We start from the raw sequence: 21,311 nt of genomic DNA, 5'->3' as shown, positions 1-21,311 counted from the left end.
GCCCGCATCACCAGCCCGTCCGGCGATTGAGGACAAGGCCCTTAAGGCCGGCGGGGGTCTGGGGGCGGAGCCCCCAGGGACGGATGGGGCGAGACCCAGCTGGTCGGCGGGAGGTCAGGCGGCAGCCCCCTCCGCCTGAGGGACCTCACCCGCACCCTCCCGAACCCGCACCCTCCGAAGCGTCACCGACGCGAGTACCGCCGCGCCCAGCAACAGCACCGCCCCCGCGATCGCCGCCGCGTGCATCCCGTCGGTGAAGGCCTCGCGGGCCGTCCGGACCAGGGCCCCGCCCGTGTCGCCGGGCAGGTGGCGGGCCACCGCGAGGGCGCCGCCCAGGGTCTCGCGGGCCGGGTCGGGGGCGCCGGACGGAATCCCGTGGCGGTAGACCGCCGTGCCGATCGAGCCGAGGACGGCCATGCCCAGCGCGCCCCCGAACTCGGCGCCGGTCTCCAGCAGGGAGGAGGCGGAGCCCGCGTTGCCGACGGGGACCGTGCTCAGCGCCAGGTCCATCATCTGGGACATGACGACGACGATGCCGGCGGCGAGGACACCGGCTCCGGCGAGTGCCCACCACAGCGAGTCCGTGCCGGTGAGTGCCAGCAGCCCGTAGCCGCAGGCGCCGAGGACGAATCCGCCGGAGACGACATGGGCGCGGTGCACGCCCTTCTGTACCAACTGCGCGGCCACCGGCGCGGCGACGCCCACCAGGACGGTCGGGAGCAGCGCCCACAGGGCGGCCTCCATGGAGCTCTTGCCCAGCACCGACTGGAGGTACTGGGTGGTGAAGTACGCCGAGCCCATCATTCCGAACGAGGAGACGAGGTTGAGGACGACGGCGGGCGCGAAGCCGCGGCCGCGGAACAACTCGGGGGAGATCAGCGGGGATTCGGCGGTGCGCTGACGCCGGACGAAGAGGGCGGTGAAGAGGAGGCCGACGAGGATCGCCAGGACGTACTCGAACTTCCAGCCCTCGGAGGGGATTTCCTTGATGCCGTAGATGATGGGCAGCACGGCGGCCAGCGACAGCGGGACGCTCGGCAGGTCGAAGCGGCCCGGCAGCGGGTTCCTGGACTCGGGGAGCAGGACGGGGCCGAGGACCAGCAGCAGCGCCATCGCGGGCAGGTTGACCAGGAAGACCGAGCCCCACCAGAAGTACCGCACCAGCACTCCGCTCATCACCGAGCCGAGCGCGACGCCCGCCGTCATGACACCGGACCACAGGCCGATCGCCTTCGCGCGCTGACCGGGGTCCGTGAACATCGTGCGGATGATCGCCATCGTCGACGGCATCAGGGTCGCGCCGCCGACGCCGAGCAGCGCGCGGGCCGCGATCAGCGTCTCCGCGCTGTCGGCGTAGGCGGCGAGGGCGGAGGCCGCACCGAACGCGGCGGCGCCGAACAGGAGGAGCCGGCGGCGGCCGATGCGGTCGCCGAGCGATCCCATCGTCATCAGCAGGCCGGCGAGCACGAACGCGTAGATGTCGAAGATCCACAGTTGCTGGGTGCCGCTCGGTTCCAGGTCCGCGCCGATCGCGGGGATCGCGAAGTAGAGGACCGAGACGTCCATGGAGACGAGGAGCAGCGGAAGCATCAGGACACCGAGGGCGGTCCATTCGCGGCGGCCGGCGCGGGCGCCGGGTGCGGGGGTCGTGCGCGTCGGGTTCGTCATGGCAGGAACTGTACGGGCGTCATATACGCGTGTCTAGTACGCATGTATAAAACGATTGTATGTGACGGCTGTATGGGACGTTTGTATGGATCGGGGTAGGGTGACCCGCATGGGACACCGTGAGGATCTGCTCGAAGGCGCCAAGCGCTGCCTGCTGGAGAAGGGATTCGTGCGCACGACCGCGCGCGACATCGTCAAGGCGTCGGGGACGAACCTGGCGTCCATCGGCTACCACTACGGGTCGAAGGACGCGTTGCTCACCCAGGCGTTCGTGGAACTCGTGCAGGAGTGGGGCGAGAAGTCGGGCCATCATCCGGAGCGGGAGGACACCCCCGGAGGTTCCGTGGAGCGCTTCCACAGCGTGTGGGCGCGGATGCTGGACAACTTCGAGGAGTACCGGCCCGTCTGGGCGGCCAGCATGGAGGTCGTGACACAGGGGGAGCGGGTCCCTCAGCTGCGCGACCTGATGGCGCAGGCGCAGACCGAGGGGCGCGCCGGGCTGACCGCGATGCTGCTGGGCCTGGACGAGGAGACCCTCGACGAGCGGACCGTGAAATCCGTCGGCGGCTTCTACCAGGCGCTTCTCAACGGGCTGATGGTGCAGTGGCTCTTCGACCCGGCGAGCGCGTCGACCGCGGACGACCTGACGGAGGGGCTGCGCCGCGTGATCGAGGCGGCGGGGACCGCGCGGCGCGACGACGCGGTGTCCTCGTGACCGTTCCCGGCGGTCCGTTCGCCGGTCCCGGTGACTTCGGCCGGGCGGGGGAGCGGGTGCCCCGCGCTCCTCACAGCCGTGCCGCCTTGAGCGCCATGTGCAGCAGCAGGCGGTCCTCCCCGTCGTCCAGGTCGAGGCCCGTCAGCTGTTCGACGCGGGAGAGGCGGTAGTAGAGCGTCTGCCGGTGGATGCCCAGCTCGGCCGCGGTGCGCCCGGCCTGGCCCGCGCGGTCGAGGAACACCTCGGCGGTGCGGGCGAGTTCGCGGTGGGCGGGCGAGAGGAGGGCATGGACCGCGGGGTCCCGGGCGGCCTCCGGAGGCAGGGTGGTGAGGAGGCGGTACGGGCCGATCGACGACCACTCGGCGACCGGGCCGAGGCGGGGATCGGCGAGGACCGCGCGGGCGGCGGCGGACGCCTCCTGCCAGCCGGCCCCCAGCTCCGCGAGCCCCACCCGCGCCCCGGCGACCCCGGCCGCCGCCCGTGCCCCGGGGGCCGCGGCGCCTCCCGGGTGTTCCCCCGCCGCCTCCCGTACGAACCGGGCGGCCGCCGTCAGCGCCGGCGCCAGCACCTCGGGGGAGCGCAGCCGGACCAGCAGCGCCAGGCTCCAGCCGGGCTCCGTCCCGTCGGCGACGGCGGCACCGCCGCTCCACGGAACCGTGCACAGAGCGGTGGCGCCCGGCACCGTACGGGCCGAGGGCGCGTCGTCCGGGTCGGCCGAGGGCCACGGCGCGACGCACACCAGCGTGTGCAGGCCCTCACCGCGCGGGCCGAGGGCCGTGCGCAGTTCGGCCACGGCCATTTCCCGCTGCCAGCCCCGTTCGGCGGTGAGCACGGCCCGCAGTTCGCGCGTCAGGTCCGCGCCCGCCTGCGCCTCGTCCGCGAGCAGCGCGCCGATGCGGGAGGCGACCCCCATCGCGGCGTCCAGCCGCTCCTGCGCCGGCCCGGGGTCGTCGTCCAGCAGCCACACGTATCCGAGCACGACACCCCGATGGCGTACGGGCAGGCAGACGCGTCCCCGGTAGACCCCCGCCTCCGGGGTCGGCGGGATGCGCACCGGACCGGTGGCCCGGGCGATGCCGAAGCCCTCGAACCAGGCGCGGACGGCCGGGGTGGAACGGCGGGTCAGGATCGAGCGGGTACGGACGGGGTCGAGGGCGGCCGCGTCGAAATCGTCGTCGCCCCCGTACGCGGCGAAGGCGATCAGCTCGAAGTCCCGGTTCTCCAGGGTCGCGGGGGCGTCGAGCAGTGCCGAGATCTCGTCGACCAGCTCCTGGTACTCGCCGCCGCCGGCCGTTCTGCCCGCCTTGAAATCGCCCGTCACATGGGCATTCTCCCCCATCACCCGGAGGCCTTCATACAGATGTCTGAGATCCAGGGCACGGATGCGTGACAGCTGTCGATGGCCGAGGATCGGGGGGATCCTTAGGTTTCACGGTGGTTCCCCGTGCCGTCCCCGCCTGTTGTGCGGGGGTTCGCGGCCGTCCGTACTTTCCGTGGAGGTGCCCGTGCTGGGTCCCGTGATTCTCGCCGCGTCGCGCAGCGACCGCATGCGCCGTCTCGTGTCGGCGGCCCCCGGCACCAAGCAGGTGGTCGCCCGCTTCATCGCCGGTGAGACCGTCGACCAGGTCGTCCCGGTCGTCCAGGACGCCGTCGCCAAGGGCCTCTCGGTCACCCTGGACGTCGTCGGCGAGGACATCACCACGCGCGACCAGGCCTTCGCCGCCCGCGATGCCTACCTGGAGCTCATCGAGCACCTCAAGGAACTGGACCTCGGCACCAAGGCCGAGATGTCCGTCAAGCTCTCGATGTTCGGCCAGGCGCTGGAGGGCGGCCACGAGCTGGCACTCGCCAACGTCCGCCCGGTCGTCGAGGCCGCGGCCGCGATCGGCACCACGGTCACGCTGGACGCCGAGGACCACACCACCCTCGACTCGATGTTCGCCATCCACGAGGAGCTGCGGAAGGACTTCCCCGCGACCGGCTGCGTCATCCAGGCCTACCTGTTCCGCACCGAGGCCGACGCCCGCCGCCTCGCCGCGAACGGCAGCCGCGTACGCCTCGTGAAGGGCGCCTACAAGGAGCCCGCCGAGGTCGCGTACCAGGACAAGGCCGAGACCGACAAGGCCTACGTCCGCGTCCTGCGCGTCCTGATGGAGGGCGAGGGCTACCCGATGATCGGGTCCCACGACCCGCGCCTGATCTCCATCGCCCAGGAACTGGCCCGCAGGGCCGGCCGCAAGCTCGACGAGTACGAGTTCCAGATGCTCTACGGCATCCGCGGCGAGGAGCACCTGCGGCTCGCCGCCGAGGGCCACCGCATGCGGGTCTACACCGCGTACGGCACCGACTGGTACGGGTACTTCATGCGCCGCCTCGCGGAGAAGCCCGCCAACCTGCTCTTCTTCGCGCGCTCGATCCTCACCAAGGGCTGAGTCCGAACCACCGCTCACTAAGGAGTTACGGAAACCATGGACGCTGTGACCCAGGTCCCCACCCCCGTCAACGAGCCGGTGCACGGCTACGCCCCCGGCTCGCCGGAGCGCGCCCGTCTGGAGGCCAGGCTCAAGGAGCTGGCCGAGAACCCGATCGAGCTGTCGATGACCATCGGCGGCGAGAAGCGGCTCGGTGGCGGTGAGCGCTTCGAGGTCGTGCAGCCGCACAACCACAAGGCCGTCATCGGCACCGGCGCGCACGCCACCCGGGCCGACGCCCAGGACGCCATCGACGCGGCCCTCGCGGCGGCGCCCGCCTGGCGCGCGATGTCCTTCGACGACCGCGCCGCGATCATCCTGCGCGCGGCCGAACTGCTGGCCGGCCCCTGGCGCGAGACCCTCGCGGCCTCCACGATGCTCGGCCAGTCGAAGACGGCCCAGCAGGCCGAGATCGACTGCCCCTGCGAACTGGTCGACTTCTGGCGCTTCAACGTCGCCTACGCCCGGCAGATCCTCGCCGAGCAGCCCCCGGCCAACTCGCCGGGCGTCTGGAACCGCCTCGACCACCGCCCGCTCGAAGGCTTTGTCTACGCGATCACGCCGTTCAACTTCACGGCGATCGCGGGCAACCTGCCGACGGCCCCCGCGCTGATGGGCAACGTCGTCGTCTGGAAGCCGTCCCCGACCCAGACCCACGCCGCGGTGCTGCTCATGCAGCTCCTGGAGGAGGCCGGTCTGCCCAAGGGCGTCATCAACCTCGTCACCGGTGACGGCATCGAGGTCTCCGAGGTGGCGCTGGAGCACCGCGACCTCGCGGGCATCCACTTCACCGGGTCGACCAAGACCTTCCAGTACCTGTGGAAGACCGTCGGCAGCAACATCGAGAAGTACCGCTCGTACCCGCGCCTGGTGGGCGAGACCGGCGGCAAGGACTTCGTGGTCGCCCACCCGTCGGCCGACCGCGCGATCCTCAAGACGGCCCTGACCCGCGGTGCCTTCGAGTACCAGGGCCAGAAGTGCTCGGCGACCTCCCGCGCCTACATCCCGGCGTCCATCTGGAACTCCGGGTTCAAGGAGGAGTTCGCCGCCGAGATCGACGGCCTGACCATGGGTGACGTCACCGACCTGTCGAACTTCATCGGCGCCGTCATCGACGAGCGGTCGTTCGCCAAGAACAAGGCGGCGATCGACCGGGCGAAGTCCGACCCGTCCTGCACGGTCGTCGCGGGCGGCTCGTACGACGACTCGGTCGGCTACTTCGTGCGTCCCACGGTCGTGGAGTGCTCGGACCCGGAGAACGAGGTCTTCAAGACGGAGTACTTCGGTCCGTTCCTCGCCGTGCACGTCTACGAGGACGACGCGTACGACGCGATGCTGACCCAGATGGAGTCGGCCTCCGACTACGCGCTGACCGGCTCGGTCGTCTCGGGCGACCGCGCGGCCGCCGCGTACACGATGGAGAAGCTCCGCTACGCCGCGGGCAACTTCTACATCAACGACAAGTCGACCGGCGCCGTCGTCGGCCAGCAGCCCTTCGGCGGCGGCCGTGCCTCCGGCACGAACGACAAGGCGGGCGCTCCGCAGAACCTGATGCGCTGGACGCTGACCCGCGCCATCAAGGAGACGCTGGTCCCGCCGACCGACTACACGTACCCCCACATGGGCTGACGCCCACGGGCAGTCTGACGCGGGCCGGGCGGTCGCCGATCAGGGCGGCCGGCCGGCCCGCGCGCGTCTCCGCCGCCGACGCCGTACCGCCCGTCCCGCCTCGCCCTGCCCCGCCCGCACCGGGCGGCGGACCGGCGCGCGAGGCGATCGACGGCCACGGGGGGCGCCGGGATACTGGGCGGATGGCCACCCGACTGCGGACCGCCCACACCGCGGACCTCGCGCCCGCCGAACTCCACGCGGTCCGCGCCTTCCTGGACGACGCCTTCGGCGGGGACTTCGGTGACGAGGACTGGGACCACGGCCTCGGCGGCATCCACGCCCTCGTGCACGACGACAAGGGTCTCGCGGGCCACGGCTCCGTGATCCAGCGCCGGGTGCTGCACCGCGGGCGCTCGCTGCGGGTGGGCTACGTGGAGGCGGTGGGCGTACGGGCCGATGTGCGCCGACGGGGTCATGGCGGCCGGGTCATGGCGGCTCTGGAACGTGTGATCGAGGGCTCCTACGCGTTGGGCGCGCTCTCCGCGAGCGAGGACGGCGGCCCCCTGTACGCGGCTCGGGGCTGGCAGCTGTGGCCGGGCCGGATCTGCGCCCTGGGACCGGGGGGTGTCGTGCGCCTGCCGGACGAGGAGGGCAGCACCTACGTACGGCCCGTCGCCGCCGCGGGCACCGCGAGCACCGTCGGCCGCCCTCTGCACGGCGCCCTCGACCCGGCCCACGAACTGGTCTTCGACTGGCGGGAGGGGGACGTGCTGTGACCGCCGTCCCGTCGCCCCGCCGCGAGGCCCGGCCCCGTCCGGACCGTCGGTGCTGGTCAGGCCCGGGTGACCCGATCCGCCGTCTCAGATAGTAGGAAGTCCGAGTAATCATGGAGACAGATGCTCCGTCCTCGCTTAGCTTGGTAGGAGCCGAACGTCTCGCTAGACCAAGCGAATGGCGGTCGTGAGCCGGAGCCCCTGGCAGGCAACCCCTGCGGCACCGCTCCCCGCCCCTTCCGGCGTCTCGTAATCCCTCACCGCACTTCCGGCCGCCCGTCCCGGGTCCTCCGGAGGCTAAGGAGTCGATTCATCATGGCCGAGACGACCGTCCGCCGAGTCCGTCACGTTTCCCGTTCGAGTGAGTCCGACCGCAAGAACGCGGCCGCCGCCCTTCAGCGCGCCCTGGACCGCAGGGACAACGGCGGTGAGACGGGCCACTGAGGCCCGCCTCCCCCGCCCGTCCACCGCGCCCCGGCCCGCCGGGTCGCGCGGTGCCACGAGCCGTCCCACCCATCAGCCGGGAGCCGCACCCGAACGGGGTGCGGCGCGGGGTCACGCTCCGCGCCGCACCTCGAAGTAGTCGATCCGCCTGCCGTCCTGGGCGAGCGCCGACACCTTGAGCCTCGGCTTCGCGCCGGTCTCCGCCTCCACCGAGAGGAAGGAATACCCGGTGTAGCGCACGCGCGACCACTCCACGGTGTCGTGCTGCTGCTGCCGGGACTTCGTCCAGTGGAAGGTCCCCACGGGCTCGTGGCGCGTGACCTTCCCCTCGTAACTGTCCTTCACCCCCGCGGGGAACCGGTACAGGCTCTTGCCCGCGCCGCCCGCCGTGACGTACACGATCCCGTCGCGTGTTGGATCGGTCGACGCGCCGACCGGCACCGGCCTGCCCACCGTGCCGCCCCGGACGGCGTCGGTGCGCTCGTACACGTGGTTGTGCCCGTTGATCACCAGATCCACCTGGTGCTTGGCGAACAGCGGAAGCCAGGCGTCCCGCACACCGCCGTCGGAGGCGTGGGTCGAGGTCGAGTAGGCGCAGTGGTGGAAGAAGACCACCACGAAGTCGACGCTCCCGCGCAGCTCACCGAGGCGCCTGTCGAGCCAGGCCGTCTGCCGTCCGTCCGTGTAGCCCCGATTGGCGGGGATCTCGTACGACACGTCGTTCGCGTCCAGCGCCACGATCCCGACGTTGCCGTACGTGAAGGAGTACGCGCCCGGCGCACGGCGGGCGTCGAAGCCGTTGTCCGGGAGGGACCAGCGTGCCGACTGGCCGCCGTACCCGTTCGACGAGTACCAGGCCTCCATGTCGTGGTTGCCGGTCGTCACCATCCACGGCACCGACTTCGCCACCGGCTCGGTCTGCTTGAGGAACAGGTCCCAGGCGCTGGGTTCGTAGACGTCGGACTTCGCGCCGAGGCCCACCGAGTCCGCGTAGCAGATGTCGCCCGCGTGCAGATGGAAGGCCGGATGCCGGCCGAGCAGCACCTTGTCGTTGGCGAGCGCGTCGGGAGTGACGCCCTGGTCGCCGAAGGCGGTGAAGACGAACCTCTCCGGACGCGCGGGCGCGGTGCGGAAGGAGCCGACCGTGGAGTGCCGCTCCCGTGACGCGGGGTCGAACCCCTCGTGGCCGACTCCGTAGTAGTACGTCGTGCCGGGCCGCAGGTTGTCCAGCGCCGCGTGCAGGTAGTACTGGTCCAGCGCGAACCGCTGTCCGGCCAGGCCCGGCGTGTGCAGGTCACGGACCTCCGCCTCGATCTTCCGGCTCAGCCCCCAGGGCGTCAGCCCCACCCGCACATAGGGCTTGCGGACCGCCACCGGCACCTGCCAGGAGATCCGCATCTGGGTCTTCGGGTCCGCGCCGAAGGCGAGATGACGGCCGAAGGGGGTGACGGCGGAACCGGGCACCTGCCCGGTGGCGGCGCCCGTCCTCGGGACCGACGTCCGCGGCGGGCTCTCCGGCCCGGACGCGCAGCCGGCCAGCAGCCCACCGCCGGCGAAGGCGCTCGCCGCGGTCAGCGCGCGCCGCCGGGTGAGCTTCGTCCGCAGGTACTCGTGCTGCTCGGCCATGCTCATACGGCGCGCGAGCTGCTCGGGGATGCCGACGTCGGGAGTGTCCATGTTTGAGAACTTCCCAGCGAGTCCCAACGGGCGTCACACGTACGAGTGAACGCAGGGTGACGGGTTGGTGTGCGGCGACACCGGACCGTCCGTATGGCGGACATCGTGTGTCATCCCATGGGACAGGGAGTACGGTGCCTTCATGTCTCGCAGCATCAATCTCGCAGTGATCCCCGGTGACGGCATCGGCCAGGAGGTCGTGGCCCAGGGGCTGAAGGTGCTCTCCGCCGTCCTTCCGCAGGACGTGAAGCTGGAGACCAAGGACTTCGACTTCGGCGCCCGGCGGTACCACGCGACCGGTGAGACCCTCACCGAGGCCGACCTCGACGCCCTGAAGCAGCACGACGCGATCCTGCTCGGCGCGATCGGCGACCCCTCGGTCCCGTCCGGCGTCCTGGAGCGGGGCTTCCTGCTCAAGCTGCGCTTCGCCTTCGACCACCACGTCAACCTGCGTCCCTCGAAGCTGCTCCCGGGGGTCGCCACCCCGCTGGCCGGCCAGCCCGAGATCGACTTCGTGGTGGTCCGCGAGGGCACCGAGGGCCCGTACACCGGCAACGGCGGCACCATCCGCAAGGGCACCGAGCACGAGGTCGCCACCGAGGTCTCCGTCAACACGGCCTTCGGCGTCGAGCGCGTCGTCCGCGACGCCTTCGCCCGCGCCCAGGCCCGCCCGCGCAAGAAGCTGACGCTGGTCCACAAGAACAACGTCCTGACCTTCGCCGGCCACCTCTGGACGAACGTCTTCAACAGGGTGGCCGCGGAGTTCCCCGAGGTCACCACGGACTACATCCACGTGGACGCCGCGACGATCTACCTCGTCACGGACCCCGCGCGCTTCGACGTGATCGTCACCGACAACCTCTTCGGCGACATCATCACCGACCTCGCCGCGGCCGTCTCCGGCGGCATCGGCGTCGCCGCCTCCGGCAACATCAACCCGAGCGGCGAGTTCCCCTCGATGTTCGAGCCCGTGCACGGCTCGGCGCCCGACATCGCTGGTCAGGGCAAGGCCGACCCCAGCGCCACCGTGCTGTCCGTCGCCCTCCTGCTGCGCCACCTCGGCTACGAGCCCGAGGCCGCCCGCATCGAGGAAGCCGTCTCCGCGGACCTCGCCGAGCGCGTCGGGCAGCCCGCCCGCAGCACCGAGGAGATCGGCGACGCGCTCGCCGTACGAGTAGCCGGCTGACCCCGCGCGCTCACCCCAACGAAGCAGCCGCCGGGTCGCAACCGCGCCCGGCGGCTTTTCTTCTGCCCTCGCCGGGTGCCACCATCAACCCCTGGGCAACCCCATGGGCCGCATTCACCCCGTTTTCGTCCACGGCCCCGAGCGCGCGATACTCGCGCGATAATCGAACGCGGAGCCGCTGAATGAGGGAATGCTCGGACGTCCTAGCACTGGCCACTGGCAGTACAGGCGTGAGCGCGGCCCGTCACACACAACCGGTGAAGGACAACCACTCATGACGACGCCCACGATCGAGCTCAAGCCCTCCTCGCAGCCCCGCTCGGATGCGGAGCGCGAGGCGCTTCTCACCAGCCCCGGGTTCGGCCGCCACTTCACCGACCACATGGTGACGATCAAGTGGACCGAGGGCCGCGGCTGGCACGACGGTCAGCTCGTTCCGTACGGCCCGCTCTCCCTCGACCCGGCGAACATGACCCTGCACTACGCGCAGGAGATCTTCGAGGGCCTCAAGGCCTACCGTCAGCCCGACGGCTCCGTCGCCACCTTCCGCCCGGACAAGAACGCCCGCCGCTTCCAGGCCTCCGCCCGTCGGCTCGGCATGCCGGAGCTCCCCGTGGAGACGTTCATCGAGGCCTGTGACGTGCTCGTCCAGCAGGACAGGGCCTGGGTCCCGCGGCACGGCGGCGAGGAGTCCCTCTACCTGCGCCCGTTCATGATCGCGACCGAGGTCGGCCTCGGGGTGAAGCCCGCCAACGAGTACCTGTTCCTGGTCATCGCCTCCCCGGCCGGCGCCTACTTCCCGGGCGGCGTGAAGCCGGTCTCCATCTGGCTCTCCGAGGACCGCGTCCGCGCCGTCCCCGGCGGCATGGGCGACGCCAAGACCGGCGGCAACTACGCCGCCTCGCTGCTCGCGCAGGCCGAGGCCGCCGCCAAGGGCTGCGACCAGGTCTGCTACCTCGACGCGGTCGAGCACCAGTGGATCGAGGAGCTCGGCGGCATGAACCTGTACTTCGTGTACGGCGGCGCGCCCGGCGAGAAGCCGGTGATCGTCACCCCCTCGCTCACCGGTTCCATCCTGGAGGGCGTCACCCGCGACTCCCTGCTCACCGTGGCCCGCGACCTCGGCTACGAGTCCCGTGAGGGCCGCGTCTCCATCGACCAGTGGCAGCGCGACGCCGAGAACGGCACGCTGACCGAGGTCTTCGCCTGCGGCACCGCGGCGGTCATCACCCCCGTCGGCACGGTCAAGCGCACCGGCGCCGAGTGGAAGCAGTCCGGCGGCGAGCCCGGCGAGGTCACCATGAGGCTGCGCGAGGCGCTCCTCGACATCCAGCGCGGCATCAGCGCCGACCGGCACGGCTGGATGCACCCGCTGGGCTAGCCCGGGCCCGCTCGGCCCCCGACGACCCACACGTCCCGCCGGTCCCCCTCTCCCCGACAGGAGTACGGGGACCGGCGGTTCGTTCGACGGGCCGTGTGCACGGCACCGGTGCCGTGACGGGGCGCCGGGTTGTGTCATGCGCCCACCGCCAGTTCTTGGCTGGCCGTCATGATCATCGGCATTTCCTGCCCGATCCGACGCGCCTGAGCCCTCCATCACTGGGGCACTCGTCCGTACAGCCCCCACGTCCGATGGCCTGCGGCGGAGACACTCGCTCATGCGATGGATCGTCAAGTGTGCACGGCCGAAGGTAGTTTGGTGCATTCATTCGTACCGGGGGTGAAGGCGTGACCGTGCCGGCCATGGAGAAGATCGAGATCGTGCGGGCGACTCAGGACCATGTCCCGAGGATTCTCGAACTGGCGCAGTCCAGGAGCCTGGAGGGCACTGATCCGGCCGTCGCGAGCCGGGACGGGTTCTTGGTCTCGGGCTACACGGAGGACGTGTATCGGGCGGAGCTGGTGAGTGCCGAGCATTTCTATGTGGCGATGAAGGGGGCCGATGTCCTCGGATTTCTGCTGGCGTACAGCGACGAGCGGATCAAACCCGACGAGTGGCTGAACCAACGGATCAAGACCACGCTCGGCAGCTTTCTGGTGATCAAGCAGGTGTGTGTGGCCCGTGATGCGGCACGGCAGGGGGTCGCGTCGCAGCTCTACCACCATGTGCTGGGGCAGTGGACGACCAACCCGGTGATCGCGGCGGTGGTGAGTGAGCCGCTCAACGAGGCCTCGACACGGTTTCACCGAAAGCTCGGGTTCGAGGAGCTGACCCGGCTGCGACCGCCGGACGGCCGGCTGCGGGTGGTGTGGGTGTGGCGGAAGCCGCGCGAGTCGATGCTGCAGACGCAGTACGGGATCGCCGTGGATCTGTACAAACACGAGGACATCATCAACTGGAACAAGCTCAACAACTTCCTCTACATCACGGCAGGCCTCGCGGCCACGCTGGCGTTCACGCTGGGCAAGGAGGGCGCGAAGTCGGAGGGAATGGCGCAGGGCGTTGCCGTGATCATCACAGTGATCGGGTTCGCGTCAGCGCTGGCATTCGCCATCATGTTGCGGTTCGGGCGGAGGTATCTGCAGGCCCGTAAGAGCTCGGTCGTGGATTTGGAGGAGTACATGGCCTGGCACGGCGGGCACCGGATCGTGGGACGGCAGATGGCCGAGCCCGGGACGGCATGGCTGCACTCATCACCGACGGGTCTTGTGATGGTGGTGCTCCCGGCCTTTGTCTCACTGTGCTGGCTGGCGATGCTGGCCGTGCTGCTCATCAACTAGCCGCAGAGGCCTGTCAGGCCGGGAGGCATGCGCCCCCGATCCTCGGAGGTCGGGGGCGCACCGTCAGGTGATCGCTCTCAAGAGGCGTCCATGTGGGGGCGAGAGGCTGTCATATCCGTACGCAGCAGGGCGAGCCGTCGCCGTCCGAGCTCCTCCGCTCGCCACTCCCCGGCGGACGTCTCACAGTCCGCTTTCGGCGCGAGCCAGTTCCTGCGCGGTCCCGACCCGGTCCGACACCGTCGCCTTCGGGGACATCACCAGATAAGCGACCCCCCCGACCAGCCCCGACAGGACGAAGCTGCAGTCCACCCCGCCGGTGAGGGACAGCAGTGGTCCCTCGTACGTGGGGAGGGACACGGCGAGCAGGCCGACGGAGGCGCCGAGCACCCAGGAGACCGTCGCGCGGACGTTCCAGCCGGCCCGGTACCAGTAGATCCCGCCCCGGGAGCGGCGGTTGAAGACCTGGAGGGCGTCCGGGTCGTAGCTCCCGCGGCTGCGGGCGAAGCCGATGAGGGTGATGACCGCCCACGGGGTGCCGATGGCCGTCAGGAGAAGGACGAAGGACGTCATCGCGGACTGCGCGTTCCAGGCGTAGTGGCCGACGAAGACACAGACGGTGGCGACGACGGCGACCGTGACGGTGGCCCGGGCGCGCGAGGCCCGCGGCAGGATCGCGTCCAGGTCCAGGCCCATCGAGTAGAGCATCAGCCCGGCGTTGCCGACCGAGCCCGCGGAGGCGGCGAGCAGGAGCGGGACCAGGTACCAGGCCGGGGAGGCGGAGACCAGCGGTCCCGCGTAGTCGAGGGCGGCGCGGGCCGCGTACGCCGTGAAGGTCCCGAAGAGCTGGGGGACGAGCAGACCGGCGATCAGGCCCAGCCAGGTGGCGTGCAGGACCGTGCGCGAGGAGTGCCGGGACGGGGAGATGTACCGGGTGTAGTCGCCGAGCAGGGTGATGAACGCGATGGGTCCGGACAGGCCCGCCGCGACCGCCGCCAGCAGCCAGGTCGGCCAGAACGAGCCGAGCAGGTAGCCGCCGGCCTCCGGGAGCGCGGCGGTGGTGAAGTGCGGCGCGTACGCGAGGACGCCGAGGGCGAGCAGCGCGGTCATGCCCACGGCGAGGACACGGGACATGGCGAGCAGCACCCGGTAGCCGTAGACGGCGCCCGCGACGGTGGCGGCGGCGAGGAGCGCGTACACGACGGCGTAGGAGAGACCGCCCGCCGGGAGTCCGAACAGCCGGTGCAGGACGCCGATCATCACGTCGCCGCCGATCCACACGGTCAGCGCGGTGTAGCCGAGGGCGAGCAGCAGCCCGACGACCGAGCCGACCAGCCGCCCGCGCACCCCGAACTGGGCGCCGGAGGAGGTGGAGAGGTTGGTCGCCGTGCGCAGCGAGACCAGCGCCAGGGGAGCGGTGAGCGCCGTGCCGATCACCGTGCCGGCCACGATCGAGCTCACCGAGGACCACCAGTCGAGCCCGAAGGACGGCGGCAGCCAGCCGAAGATGATCACGCCGAGACAGAGGTTGGAGCCGAGCAGGATCGACACGAGGTCGCGCGGACCGCTGGTCCGCTCCTCGTCGGGGATGGTGTCGACTCCGCGCTGTTCTATCGGCATGGCTGGTCTCCTTCGATCCGCCGCCCGGTTGTTTAGAGCGACGTTCAATGTGTCGCTTCCCGGGCGTGCCCGTCAATGGCTCACCGCCTGTCAATGTTTCCCTCTTGCCCATCCCCTGTTTAGAGTGTTGTTCTAATCAGTGGAAGACAGGGAATCGGTGGAAGGCAAGGAGGTGCCGCGTCGTGAGACTGACCCCCACGGAACGTGACCGGCTGCTGCTCTTCGGCGCGGCCGAGCTGGCCCGGGCCCGCCGGGCCCGCGGTCTGAGGCTCAACGTCCCCGAGGCGACCGCGCTCATCGCGGACACCGTGTGCGAGGCGGCCCGCGACGGACGCCGGCTCGCCGAGGCCATCGAGGCGGCCCGGTCCGTGCTCGGCCCGGACGACGTTCTGCCCGGCGTCGCCGACATCGTCACCGAGGTGCACGTCGAGGCCGTCTTCGACGACGGGTCCCGGCTCGCCGTGGTGAGCGACCCCCTCGGCCCGGGACTGGGGGAGGAGGGACCGGGCGCCCTGCTGCCGGGGCCCGCGCACAACGAGCCCGAGGCGGTCGTGCGGCTCACGGTCACCAACACCGCCACCGTGCCCGTTTCCGTCACCTCGCACTTCCACTTCTTCGAGGCCAACCCCCGGCTCGACTTCCCGCGGGCCACGGCCTACGGGATGCGGCTCGCCGTCCCCGCCGGTTCGTCGGTCCGCTTCGGCCCCGGGGAGAGCGCCGAGGTCGGCCTGCGCCCGATCGGCGGAGCGCGCGTCGCGATCGGCTTCGCCGGACTCGTGGACGGACCGCTGGACGCGCCCGGAGCCCGGGAGGAAGCCCTGCGCAGGGCGGCCGCCTGCGGATACCTCGGAACCGGTGCCGGGGAAGCCGAAGGGAACGAACGATGAATCCGTACGAGTACGCCGCCACCCACGGCCCCCGCGCGGGCGACCGCGTCCGCCTCGGCGACTCGGGGCTGACCGTCCGCGTCGAGTCGGACTCCCAGCGGCACGGCGACGAGTTCCTCGCCGGCTTCGGCAAGACCGCCCGTGACGGACTGCACCTCAAGGCGGCCGCCGTCCGTGACACCTGCGACGTCGTGATCAGCAACGTGGTCGTGATCGACGCGGCACAGGGGATCCGGAAGGTCTCCATCGGCATCCGCGAGGGGCGGATCTGCTCGATCGGCCGGGCCGGGAACCCCGACACCCTCGACGGGGTCGACGTCGTGGTGGGCACGGGCACGTCCATCGTCTCCGGCGAGGGGCTGATCGCCACCGCCGGAGCCGTCGACACCCACGTCCACCTGCTGTCGCCGCGCATCATGGAGGCCTCGCTCGCCTCCGGCGTCACCACCGTCATCGGCCAGGAGTTCGGGCCGGTGTGGGGAGTCGGCGTCAACTCGCCCTGGGCGCTGCGCCACGCCTTCGCCGCGTTCGACGCGTGGCCGGTCAACATCGGCTTCCTGGGCCGGGGTTCGTCCTCGTCCGACGCGCCCCTGGTCGAGGCCCTCGCCGAGGGCGGCGCGAGCGGCTTCAAGGTCCACGAGGACATGGGCGCCCACACCCGCGCCCTCGACACCGCGCTGCGCGTCGCCGAGGAGCACGACGTCCAGGTCGCCCTGCACAGCGACGGGCTGAACGAATGCCTCTCCGTCGAGGACACCCTGCGGGTGCTGGACGGCCGGACCATCCACGCCTTTCACATCGAGGGCTGCGGCGGCGGGCACGTCCCGAACGTCCTCAAGATGGCCGGCGTCCCGAACGTCATCGGCTCCTCCACCAACCCCACCCTGCCCTTCGGCCGGGACGCGGTCGCCGAGCACTACGGCATGATCGTCTCCGTCCACGACCTCAAGACCGACCTGCCCGGTGACGCCGCCATGGCCCGCGACCGGATCCGCGCCGGGACGATGGGCGCCGAGGACGTCCTGCACGACCTGGGCGCGATCGGCATCACGTCGTCGGACGCGCAGGGCATGGGCCGCGCGGGCGAGACGGTCCGCCGTACCTTCGCGATGGCCGGAAAGATGAAGAGCGAGTTCGGCGCGCCGGAGGACCACGACAACGAACGCGTCCTGCGGTACATGGCGAAGCTCACCATCAACCCGGCCATCGCCCACGGGCTCGCGCACGAGGTCGGCTCCATCGAGGTCGGCAAGCTCGCCGACATCGTGCTGTGGCGCCCGGAGTTCTTCGGCGCCAAGCCGCAGCTGGTCCTGAAGTCCGGCTTCCCGGCGTACGGCGTCGTCGGCGACCCGAACGCCGCCACCGACACCTGTGAACCCCTCGTCCTGGGACCGCAGTTCGGCGCGCACGGTGCGACACCCGCCGAGATCTCGGTGGCCTTCGTCGCACAGGCGGCCCTCGACCAGGGCAACGACCGGATGCCGACGCGCCGGCGCAGGGTCGCCGTGCGCGGCACGCGCGGGATCGGCCCCGCCGACCTGCGCCTCAACTCCCGGACGGGAGCCGTCGACGTCGACCAGCGCACCGGCCTGGTCACCCTCGACGGTGAGCCGCTGCGCTCCGAGGCCGCCGACTCCGTATCCCTCAACCGCCTCTACTTCCTGTGAAGGTGCACGTCATGACCCCTGCCTCCGACGGTTTCCGGATGCCCGCCGAGTGGGACGCGCACGAGCGCACCTGGATGGCGTGGCCGGGCCCGAACCCCACCTTCGACGACCCGGACGACCTCGCTCGGGCGCGGTCCGCCTGGGCGTCGGTGGCGCGCGCGGTCCGCCGCTTCGAACCGGTCACCGTCGTGTGCGGGCCGGGGCAGTCCCGGGAGGCCGCCGAGCTCCTCGGCCCCGGCGTCGACACGGTCGAACGGGAGCTCGACGACGCCTGGATGCGTGACATCGGCCCCACCTTCCTCACCGACGGGAAGGGACAACTGGCGGCTGTGGACTGGACGTTCAACGGCTGGGGCGCCCAGGACTGGGCGCGCTGGGAGCACGACGCCAAGATCGGCGCGCGGGTATCGGACCTCGCGGGCGCGCGGACGTACGCCTCGCGGCTGGTCAACGAGGGCGGCGCGATCCACGTGGACGGCGAGGGGACCGTCCTGCTCACCGAGACCGTCCAGCTGGGTCAGGAGCGCAACCCGGACTGGACGCGCGAGCAGGTCGAGGCGGAGATCCACGCCCACCTCGGCACCCGCAAGGCGATCTGGCTGCCGCGCGGACTGACCGGCGACTACCCCCCGTACGGCTTCGGCACGCTCGGGCACGTCGACATCGTGGCCGCCTTCGCCCGCCCCGGAGTCGTCGTCGCGCACCACCAGCCGGATCCCGCGCACCCCGACCACGAGGTGACGAAGGAGGTCATCGGGCTGCTGAGGGCGCAGACCGACGCCCGCGGACGCCCCCTGGAGGTCGTCGAGGTCCCGGCCCCCACCGTCCTGGAGGCCGACGGGCACTGGGCGGACTACTCCTACATCAACCACTACCTCTGCAACGGCGGTGTCGTGCTGTGCGGCTTCGACGACCCGCGTGACGAGACCGCGGCCGGGATCTTCCGCGGACTGTTCCCCGAGCGGACGGTGACCCTGGTGGACGCCCGTACGATCTTCGCCGGCGGGGGCGGCATCCACTGTGTGACCCAGCAGCAGCCGAAGGTCTGAGACCCCCGCGGGGCCCGCGAACCCGCGCGAGCGGGGGTCGGGTAGAACGTACGGGTGAATGTACTGCTCTGTGCCGGGCACCGGCGCCGCCCCTGCCGGGCCGAGGGGACCACCGGGGCCGGCAGGGCCCCGGGAGGTACGGAGACCGTGGAGGCCGCCCCGTGACCCGTCGCCGCAACACCGCACCGCCCCGCGAGGAGGTCCTCGGGGTGGCCATGGGCATGATCGCCGAGCGCGGTCTGGAGAAGCTCACCATGGCCGCGCTCGGCCGCGAGGTCGGGATGAGCAGCGGCCATCTCCTCTACTACTTCCGTTCCAAGGACGAACTGCTGCTCCAGACGCTGGAGTGGAGCGAGGGCAGGCTCGGCGCCGAGCGCGGCCGGCTGCTCGCCGCGCGGGGCACCGCTCGCGGCCGCCTGGACGCGTACGTCGGCCTCTATGTCCCCGACGGCCACCGCGACCCGCACTGGACGCTCTGGCTGGAGGTCTGGAACCACTCGCAGAACGCCGGCGAGGACGCCCGTGAGCGACAGGTCGCCATCGAGGGTGCCTGGCACCGGGACCTGGTGGCGCTGATCGCCGAGGGCGTCTCGCGCGGTGAGTTCCGGGCGGTCGACCCGGACCGCTTCGCCGCCCGGCTGCGGGCCCTGCTCGACGGCTTCTCCATCCACGTGGCGATCGGACTGCGCGGCACCGACCGGGAGCGGACCCTCGGCCACGTCAAGGAGTTCCTGGACGAAACGCTCGGCTGACCCCGCCCGCTGCCCGCCGTACCGGTGCGGTCCGGAGCGGGACGGCCATGGCCGGAAGCCGCCTCAGGAAACGGACGAACCGCCCGCATCCTGAGACGATCTGGGTCCTGGGGCGGCGCTGTGCCAGACTGCCCCCGTGCTCTCGTTCGCCATGATTATGGGCAGCAGGCGCGCCGGTCCGCAGTGACCGCCACGTACCACCACGTACGGGCGGGCACCGTCGTCCTCGACCCGCGCGCAGACCTCTCGCACCCGCGAGAGGTTTTTCGTTTTCCTGGCCCACCACAAGCCGGGAAGGGAGCGCGAGGGATCATTGGGGGACGGTGGAGCCGGTCATTCCGGTACAGACCGAGATCCAACACAGGAGCCAGACACCATGACCGAAACCAGCGAGCTCGACGATTCGTTCCACGTCTTCGACACGACCCTGCGCGACGGCGCGCAGCGTGAGGGCATCAACCTCACCGTGGCGGACAAGCTGGCCATCGCACGGCACCTGGACGACTTCGGGGTGGGCTTCATCGAGGGCGGCTGGCCCGGGGCCAACCCGCGCGACACCGAGTTCTTCGCCCGCGCCCGGCAGGAGATCGACTTCAAGCACGCCCAGCTCGTGGCCTTCGGCGCCACCCGCCGGGCGGGAGCGAAGGCGAGCGAGGACCCGCAGGTCAAGGCGCTGCTGGACTCCGGCGCCCCGGTGATCACGCTGGTGGCCAAGTCCCACGACCGCCATGTCGAGCTCGCGCTGCGCACGACGCTGGACGAGAACCTGGAGATGGTCCGCGACACCGTCTCCTACCTGCGCGCGCAGGGCCGCCGCGTCTTCGTCGACTGCGAGCACTTCTTCGACGGCTACCGTGCGAACCCCGCGTACGCGAAGGCGGTCGTCCGGGCCGCCTCCGAGGCGGGCGCCGACGTGGTCGTGCTCTGCGACACCAACGGCGGCATGCTCCCGGCCCAGGTCCAGGCGGTCGTGGCCACCGTCCTCGCCGACACCGGGGCCCGGCTCGGCATGCACGCCCAGGACGACACGGGCTGCGCGGTCGCCAACACGCTGGCCGCCGTCGACGCGGGCGCGACGCACGTGCAGTGCACGGCGAACGGCTACGGCGAGCGGGTCGGCAACTCGAACCTGTTCCCGGTGGTGGCGGCCCTGGAGCTGAAGTACGGCAAGCAGGTGCTGCCCGAGGGCGCGCTGCGGGAGATGACGAGGATCTCGCACGCGATCGCGGAGGTCGTCAACCTGACACCTTCGACGCACCAGCCCTATGTGGGCGTTTCGGCCTTCGCGCACAAGGCCGGCCTGCACGCTTCCGCGATCAAGGTCGACCCGGACCTCTACCAGCACATCGACCCCGAGCAGGTCGGCAACACCATGCGGATGCTGGTGTCCGACATGGCGGGTCGCGCGTCGATCGAGCTCAAGGGCAAGGAACTCGGCATCGACCTCGGCGGTGACCGCGAACTGGTGGGCCGGGTCGTCGAGCGGGTCAAGGAGCGCGAGCTCAGGGGCTACACGTACGAGGCGGCCGACGCGTCCTTCGAGCTCCTGCTGCGCGCGGAGGCCGAGGGCAAGGCCCGCACCTACTTCGAGGTCGAGTCCTGGCGGGCCATCGTCGAGGACCGCCCCGACGGCACCCACGCCAACGAGGCCACGGTCAAGCTCTTCGCCAAGGGCGAGCGCATCGTCGCCACGGCCGAGGGCAACGGTCCCGTCAACGCCCTCGACCGCGCGCTGCGGGTCGCGCTGGAGAAGATCTACCCCCAGCTCGCCACGCTGGAACTCGTCGACTACAAGGTCCGCATCCTGGAGGGCAAGCACGGCACGTCCTCCACGACCCGCGTGCTCATCTCCACCTCCGACGGCGCGGGCGAGTGGTCGACGGTCGGCGTGGCCGAGAACGTCATCGCCGCGTCCTGGCAGGCACTGGAGGACGCGTGCACCTACGGGCTGCTGCGGGCGGGAGTGGAACCGGCCGCGTAGCGCGAGCCGCCGGCACGGGCCTCCGGCGAGGGGCGGGTGGAAAACCCCCCCCGCGCCCCCGCCCCGCCCCCCCCCCCCCCCCCCCCCCCCGG

Annotated in this window: 17 protein-coding genes; 13 read left to right on the top strand and 4 right to left on the bottom strand. The window is 71.3% G+C overall.

Going from position 1 to position 21,311, the window contains the following annotated elements; translation table 11 throughout:
- Window positions 1–114: 114 nt before the first annotated feature.
- The gene (locus ACFV2J_RS39430; protein ID WP_385093757.1) at window positions 115–1,668 is read right to left on the bottom strand and encodes an MFS transporter; all 1,554 of its coding nucleotides are present in this window, start codon (window positions 1,666–1,668) and stop codon (window positions 115–117) included.
- Window positions 1,669–1,777: 109 nt separating this feature from the next.
- Between ACFV2J_RS39430 and ACFV2J_RS39425 the strand changes: the two genes are divergently transcribed.
- Complete coding sequence (locus ACFV2J_RS39425) at window positions 1,778–2,383, top strand: TetR/AcrR family transcriptional regulator (RefSeq protein ID WP_385093761.1); 606 nt, start codon at window positions 1,778–1,780, stop codon at window positions 2,381–2,383.
- Window positions 2,384–2,453: 70 nt separating this feature from the next.
- Here ACFV2J_RS39425 and ACFV2J_RS39420 read toward each other — a convergent pair whose 3' ends face one another.
- The gene (locus tag ACFV2J_RS39420) at window positions 2,454–3,722 is read right to left on the bottom strand and encodes a PucR family transcriptional regulator (RefSeq protein ID WP_385093764.1); all 1,269 of its coding nucleotides are present in this window, start codon (window positions 3,720–3,722) and stop codon (window positions 2,454–2,456) included.
- Between the two features lie 166 nt (window positions 3,723–3,888).
- On the opposite strand from ACFV2J_RS39420, the gene ACFV2J_RS39415 reads away from it, so the two are divergent.
- The 4 genes from ACFV2J_RS39415 (at window position 3,889) to ACFV2J_RS39400 (ending at window position 7,682) form a co-directional block, all read left to right on the top strand.
- Window positions 3,889–4,815, top strand: a complete 927-nt coding sequence (locus ACFV2J_RS39415) for a proline dehydrogenase family protein (protein WP_385093767.1) — start codon at window positions 3,889–3,891, stop codon at window positions 4,813–4,815.
- A 36-nt stretch (window positions 4,816–4,851) separates the two neighbouring features.
- Window positions 4,852–6,483 (top strand): L-glutamate gamma-semialdehyde dehydrogenase, encoded by a 1,632-nt coding sequence (gene pruA / locus ACFV2J_RS39410; protein WP_385093770.1) that lies wholly within the window; start codon window positions 4,852–4,854, stop codon window positions 6,481–6,483.
- 182 nt (window positions 6,484–6,665) lie between these two features.
- Window positions 6,666–7,241, top strand: coding sequence for a GNAT family N-acetyltransferase (locus ACFV2J_RS39405; protein ID WP_385443275.1), 576 nt, complete (start codon window positions 6,666–6,668; stop codon window positions 7,239–7,241).
- Between the two features lie 312 nt (window positions 7,242–7,553).
- A complete protein-coding gene (locus ACFV2J_RS39400; RefSeq protein ID WP_095852449.1) occupies window positions 7,554–7,682 on the top strand; it encodes a hypothetical protein in 129 nt (42 codons plus the stop codon).
- A 111-nt stretch (window positions 7,683–7,793) separates the two neighbouring features.
- Here the strand turns inward: ACFV2J_RS39400 and ACFV2J_RS39395 are convergent, their stop codons facing one another.
- The gene (locus ACFV2J_RS39395) at window positions 7,794–9,359 is read right to left on the bottom strand and encodes a purple acid phosphatase family protein (protein WP_385089022.1); all 1,566 of its coding nucleotides are present in this window, start codon (window positions 9,357–9,359) and stop codon (window positions 7,794–7,796) included.
- 142 nt (window positions 9,360–9,501) lie between these two features.
- Between ACFV2J_RS39395 and ACFV2J_RS39390 the strand changes: the two genes are divergently transcribed.
- The 3 genes from ACFV2J_RS39390 to ACFV2J_RS39380 all read left to right on the top strand — a co-directional run bounded on the left by ACFV2J_RS39390 (window position 9,502) and on the right by ACFV2J_RS39380 (window position 13,266).
- Complete coding sequence (locus tag ACFV2J_RS39390; RefSeq protein ID WP_385089025.1) at window positions 9,502–10,545, top strand: 3-isopropylmalate dehydrogenase; 1,044 nt, start codon at window positions 9,502–9,504, stop codon at window positions 10,543–10,545.
- 274 nt (window positions 10,546–10,819) lie between these two features.
- Window positions 10,820–11,926: a branched-chain amino acid aminotransferase gene (locus ACFV2J_RS39385; protein ID WP_385089027.1), complete on the top strand. Its 1,107-nt coding sequence runs from the start codon at window positions 10,820–10,822 to the stop codon at window positions 11,924–11,926.
- A 362-nt stretch (window positions 11,927–12,288) separates the two neighbouring features.
- Window positions 12,289–13,266, top strand: a complete 978-nt coding sequence (locus ACFV2J_RS39380; RefSeq protein WP_385089030.1) for a GNAT family N-acetyltransferase — start codon at window positions 12,289–12,291, stop codon at window positions 13,264–13,266.
- 180 nt (window positions 13,267–13,446) lie between these two features.
- Here ACFV2J_RS39380 and ACFV2J_RS39375 read toward each other — a convergent pair whose 3' ends face one another.
- A complete protein-coding gene (locus ACFV2J_RS39375) occupies window positions 13,447–14,883 on the bottom strand; it encodes a cytosine permease (RefSeq protein ID WP_385089033.1) in 1,437 nt (478 codons plus the stop codon).
- Between the two features lie 182 nt (window positions 14,884–15,065).
- Here ACFV2J_RS39375 and ureA point away from each other — a divergent pair, with 182 nt between their 5' ends.
- From ureA to cimA, 5 genes are all read left to right on the top strand, one after another.
- Window positions 15,066–15,770, top strand: a complete 705-nt coding sequence (gene ureA / locus ACFV2J_RS39370) for an urease subunit gamma (RefSeq protein ID WP_385089036.1) — start codon at window positions 15,066–15,068, stop codon at window positions 15,768–15,770.
- Entirely contained in the window at window positions 15,767–17,437 is a 1,671-nt protein-coding gene (locus ACFV2J_RS39365; RefSeq protein ID WP_385089039.1) for an urease subunit alpha, read from the top strand. The genes ureA and ACFV2J_RS39365 overlap by 4 nt, the downstream gene beginning before the upstream one ends.
- An 11-nt stretch (window positions 17,438–17,448) precedes the next feature.
- On the top strand, window positions 17,449–18,486 hold the full coding sequence (locus tag ACFV2J_RS39360; RefSeq protein ID WP_385089042.1) for an agmatine/peptidylarginine deiminase: 1,038 nt from the start codon (window positions 17,449–17,451) through the stop codon (window positions 18,484–18,486).
- A gap of 215 nt (window positions 18,487–18,701) precedes the next feature.
- Window positions 18,702–19,238 (top strand): TetR/AcrR family transcriptional regulator, encoded by a 537-nt coding sequence (locus ACFV2J_RS39355; RefSeq protein WP_385089047.1) that lies wholly within the window; start codon window positions 18,702–18,704, stop codon window positions 19,236–19,238.
- 376 nt (window positions 19,239–19,614) lie between these two features.
- Window positions 19,615–21,219 (top strand): citramalate synthase, encoded by a 1,605-nt coding sequence (gene cimA / locus ACFV2J_RS39350; protein WP_385089044.1) that lies wholly within the window; start codon window positions 19,615–19,617, stop codon window positions 21,217–21,219.
- Window positions 21,220–21,311 lie beyond the last annotated feature (92 nt).

Origin of the sequence: Streptomyces sp. NPDC059668 (assembly GCF_042734135.1) — a bacterium.
Classification (GTDB): domain Bacteria; phylum Actinomycetota; class Actinomycetes; order Streptomycetales; family Streptomycetaceae; genus Streptomyces.
This window is presented reverse-complemented; position numbering and strand designations above follow the sequence as displayed.

What these genes read in the sequence shown, in the direction of transcription:
- ACFV2J_RS39360 (WP_385089042.1), top strand. Translation starts at nt 17,449, where the DNA reads ATGACCCCTGCCTCCGACGGTTTCCGGATGCCCGCCGAGTGGGACGCG.
- ACFV2J_RS39405 (WP_385443275.1), top strand. Translation starts at nt 6,666, where the DNA reads ATGGCCACCCGACTGCGGACCGCCCACACCGCGGACCTCGCGCCCGCC.
- pruA (WP_385093770.1), top strand. Translation starts at nt 4,852, where the DNA reads ATGGACGCTGTGACCCAGGTCCCCACCCCCGTCAACGAGCCGGTGCAC.
- ACFV2J_RS39380 (WP_385089030.1), top strand. Translation starts at nt 12,289, where the DNA reads ATGGAGAAGATCGAGATCGTGCGGGCGACTCAGGACCATGTCCCGAGG.
- ACFV2J_RS39420 (WP_385093764.1), bottom strand. Translation starts at nt 3,722, where the DNA reads ATGGGGGAGAATGCCCATGTGACGGGCGATTTCAAGGCGGGCAGAACG.
- ACFV2J_RS39355 (WP_385089047.1), top strand. Translation starts at nt 18,702, where the DNA reads ATGGGCATGATCGCCGAGCGCGGTCTGGAGAAGCTCACCATGGCCGCG.
- ACFV2J_RS39385 (WP_385089027.1), top strand. Translation starts at nt 10,820, where the DNA reads ATGACGACGCCCACGATCGAGCTCAAGCCCTCCTCGCAGCCCCGCTCG.
- ACFV2J_RS39375 (WP_385089033.1), bottom strand. Translation starts at nt 14,883, where the DNA reads ATGCCGATAGAACAGCGCGGAGTCGACACCATCCCCGACGAGGAGCGG.
- ACFV2J_RS39425 (WP_385093761.1), top strand. Translation starts at nt 1,778, where the DNA reads ATGGGACACCGTGAGGATCTGCTCGAAGGCGCCAAGCGCTGCCTGCTG.
- ACFV2J_RS39430 (WP_385093757.1), bottom strand. Translation starts at nt 1,668, where the DNA reads ATGACGAACCCGACGCGCACGACCCCCGCACCCGGCGCCCGCGCCGGC.
- ACFV2J_RS39395 (WP_385089022.1), bottom strand. Translation starts at nt 9,359, where the DNA reads ATGGACACTCCCGACGTCGGCATCCCCGAGCAGCTCGCGCGCCGTATG.
- ACFV2J_RS39400 (WP_095852449.1), top strand. Translation starts at nt 7,554, where the DNA reads ATGGCCGAGACGACCGTCCGCCGAGTCCGTCACGTTTCCCGTTCGAGT.
- ACFV2J_RS39390 (WP_385089025.1), top strand. Translation starts at nt 9,502, where the DNA reads ATGTCTCGCAGCATCAATCTCGCAGTGATCCCCGGTGACGGCATCGGC.
- ACFV2J_RS39365 (WP_385089039.1), top strand. Translation starts at nt 15,767, where the DNA reads ATGAATCCGTACGAGTACGCCGCCACCCACGGCCCCCGCGCGGGCGAC.
- cimA (WP_385089044.1), top strand. Translation starts at nt 19,615, where the DNA reads ATGACCGAAACCAGCGAGCTCGACGATTCGTTCCACGTCTTCGACACG.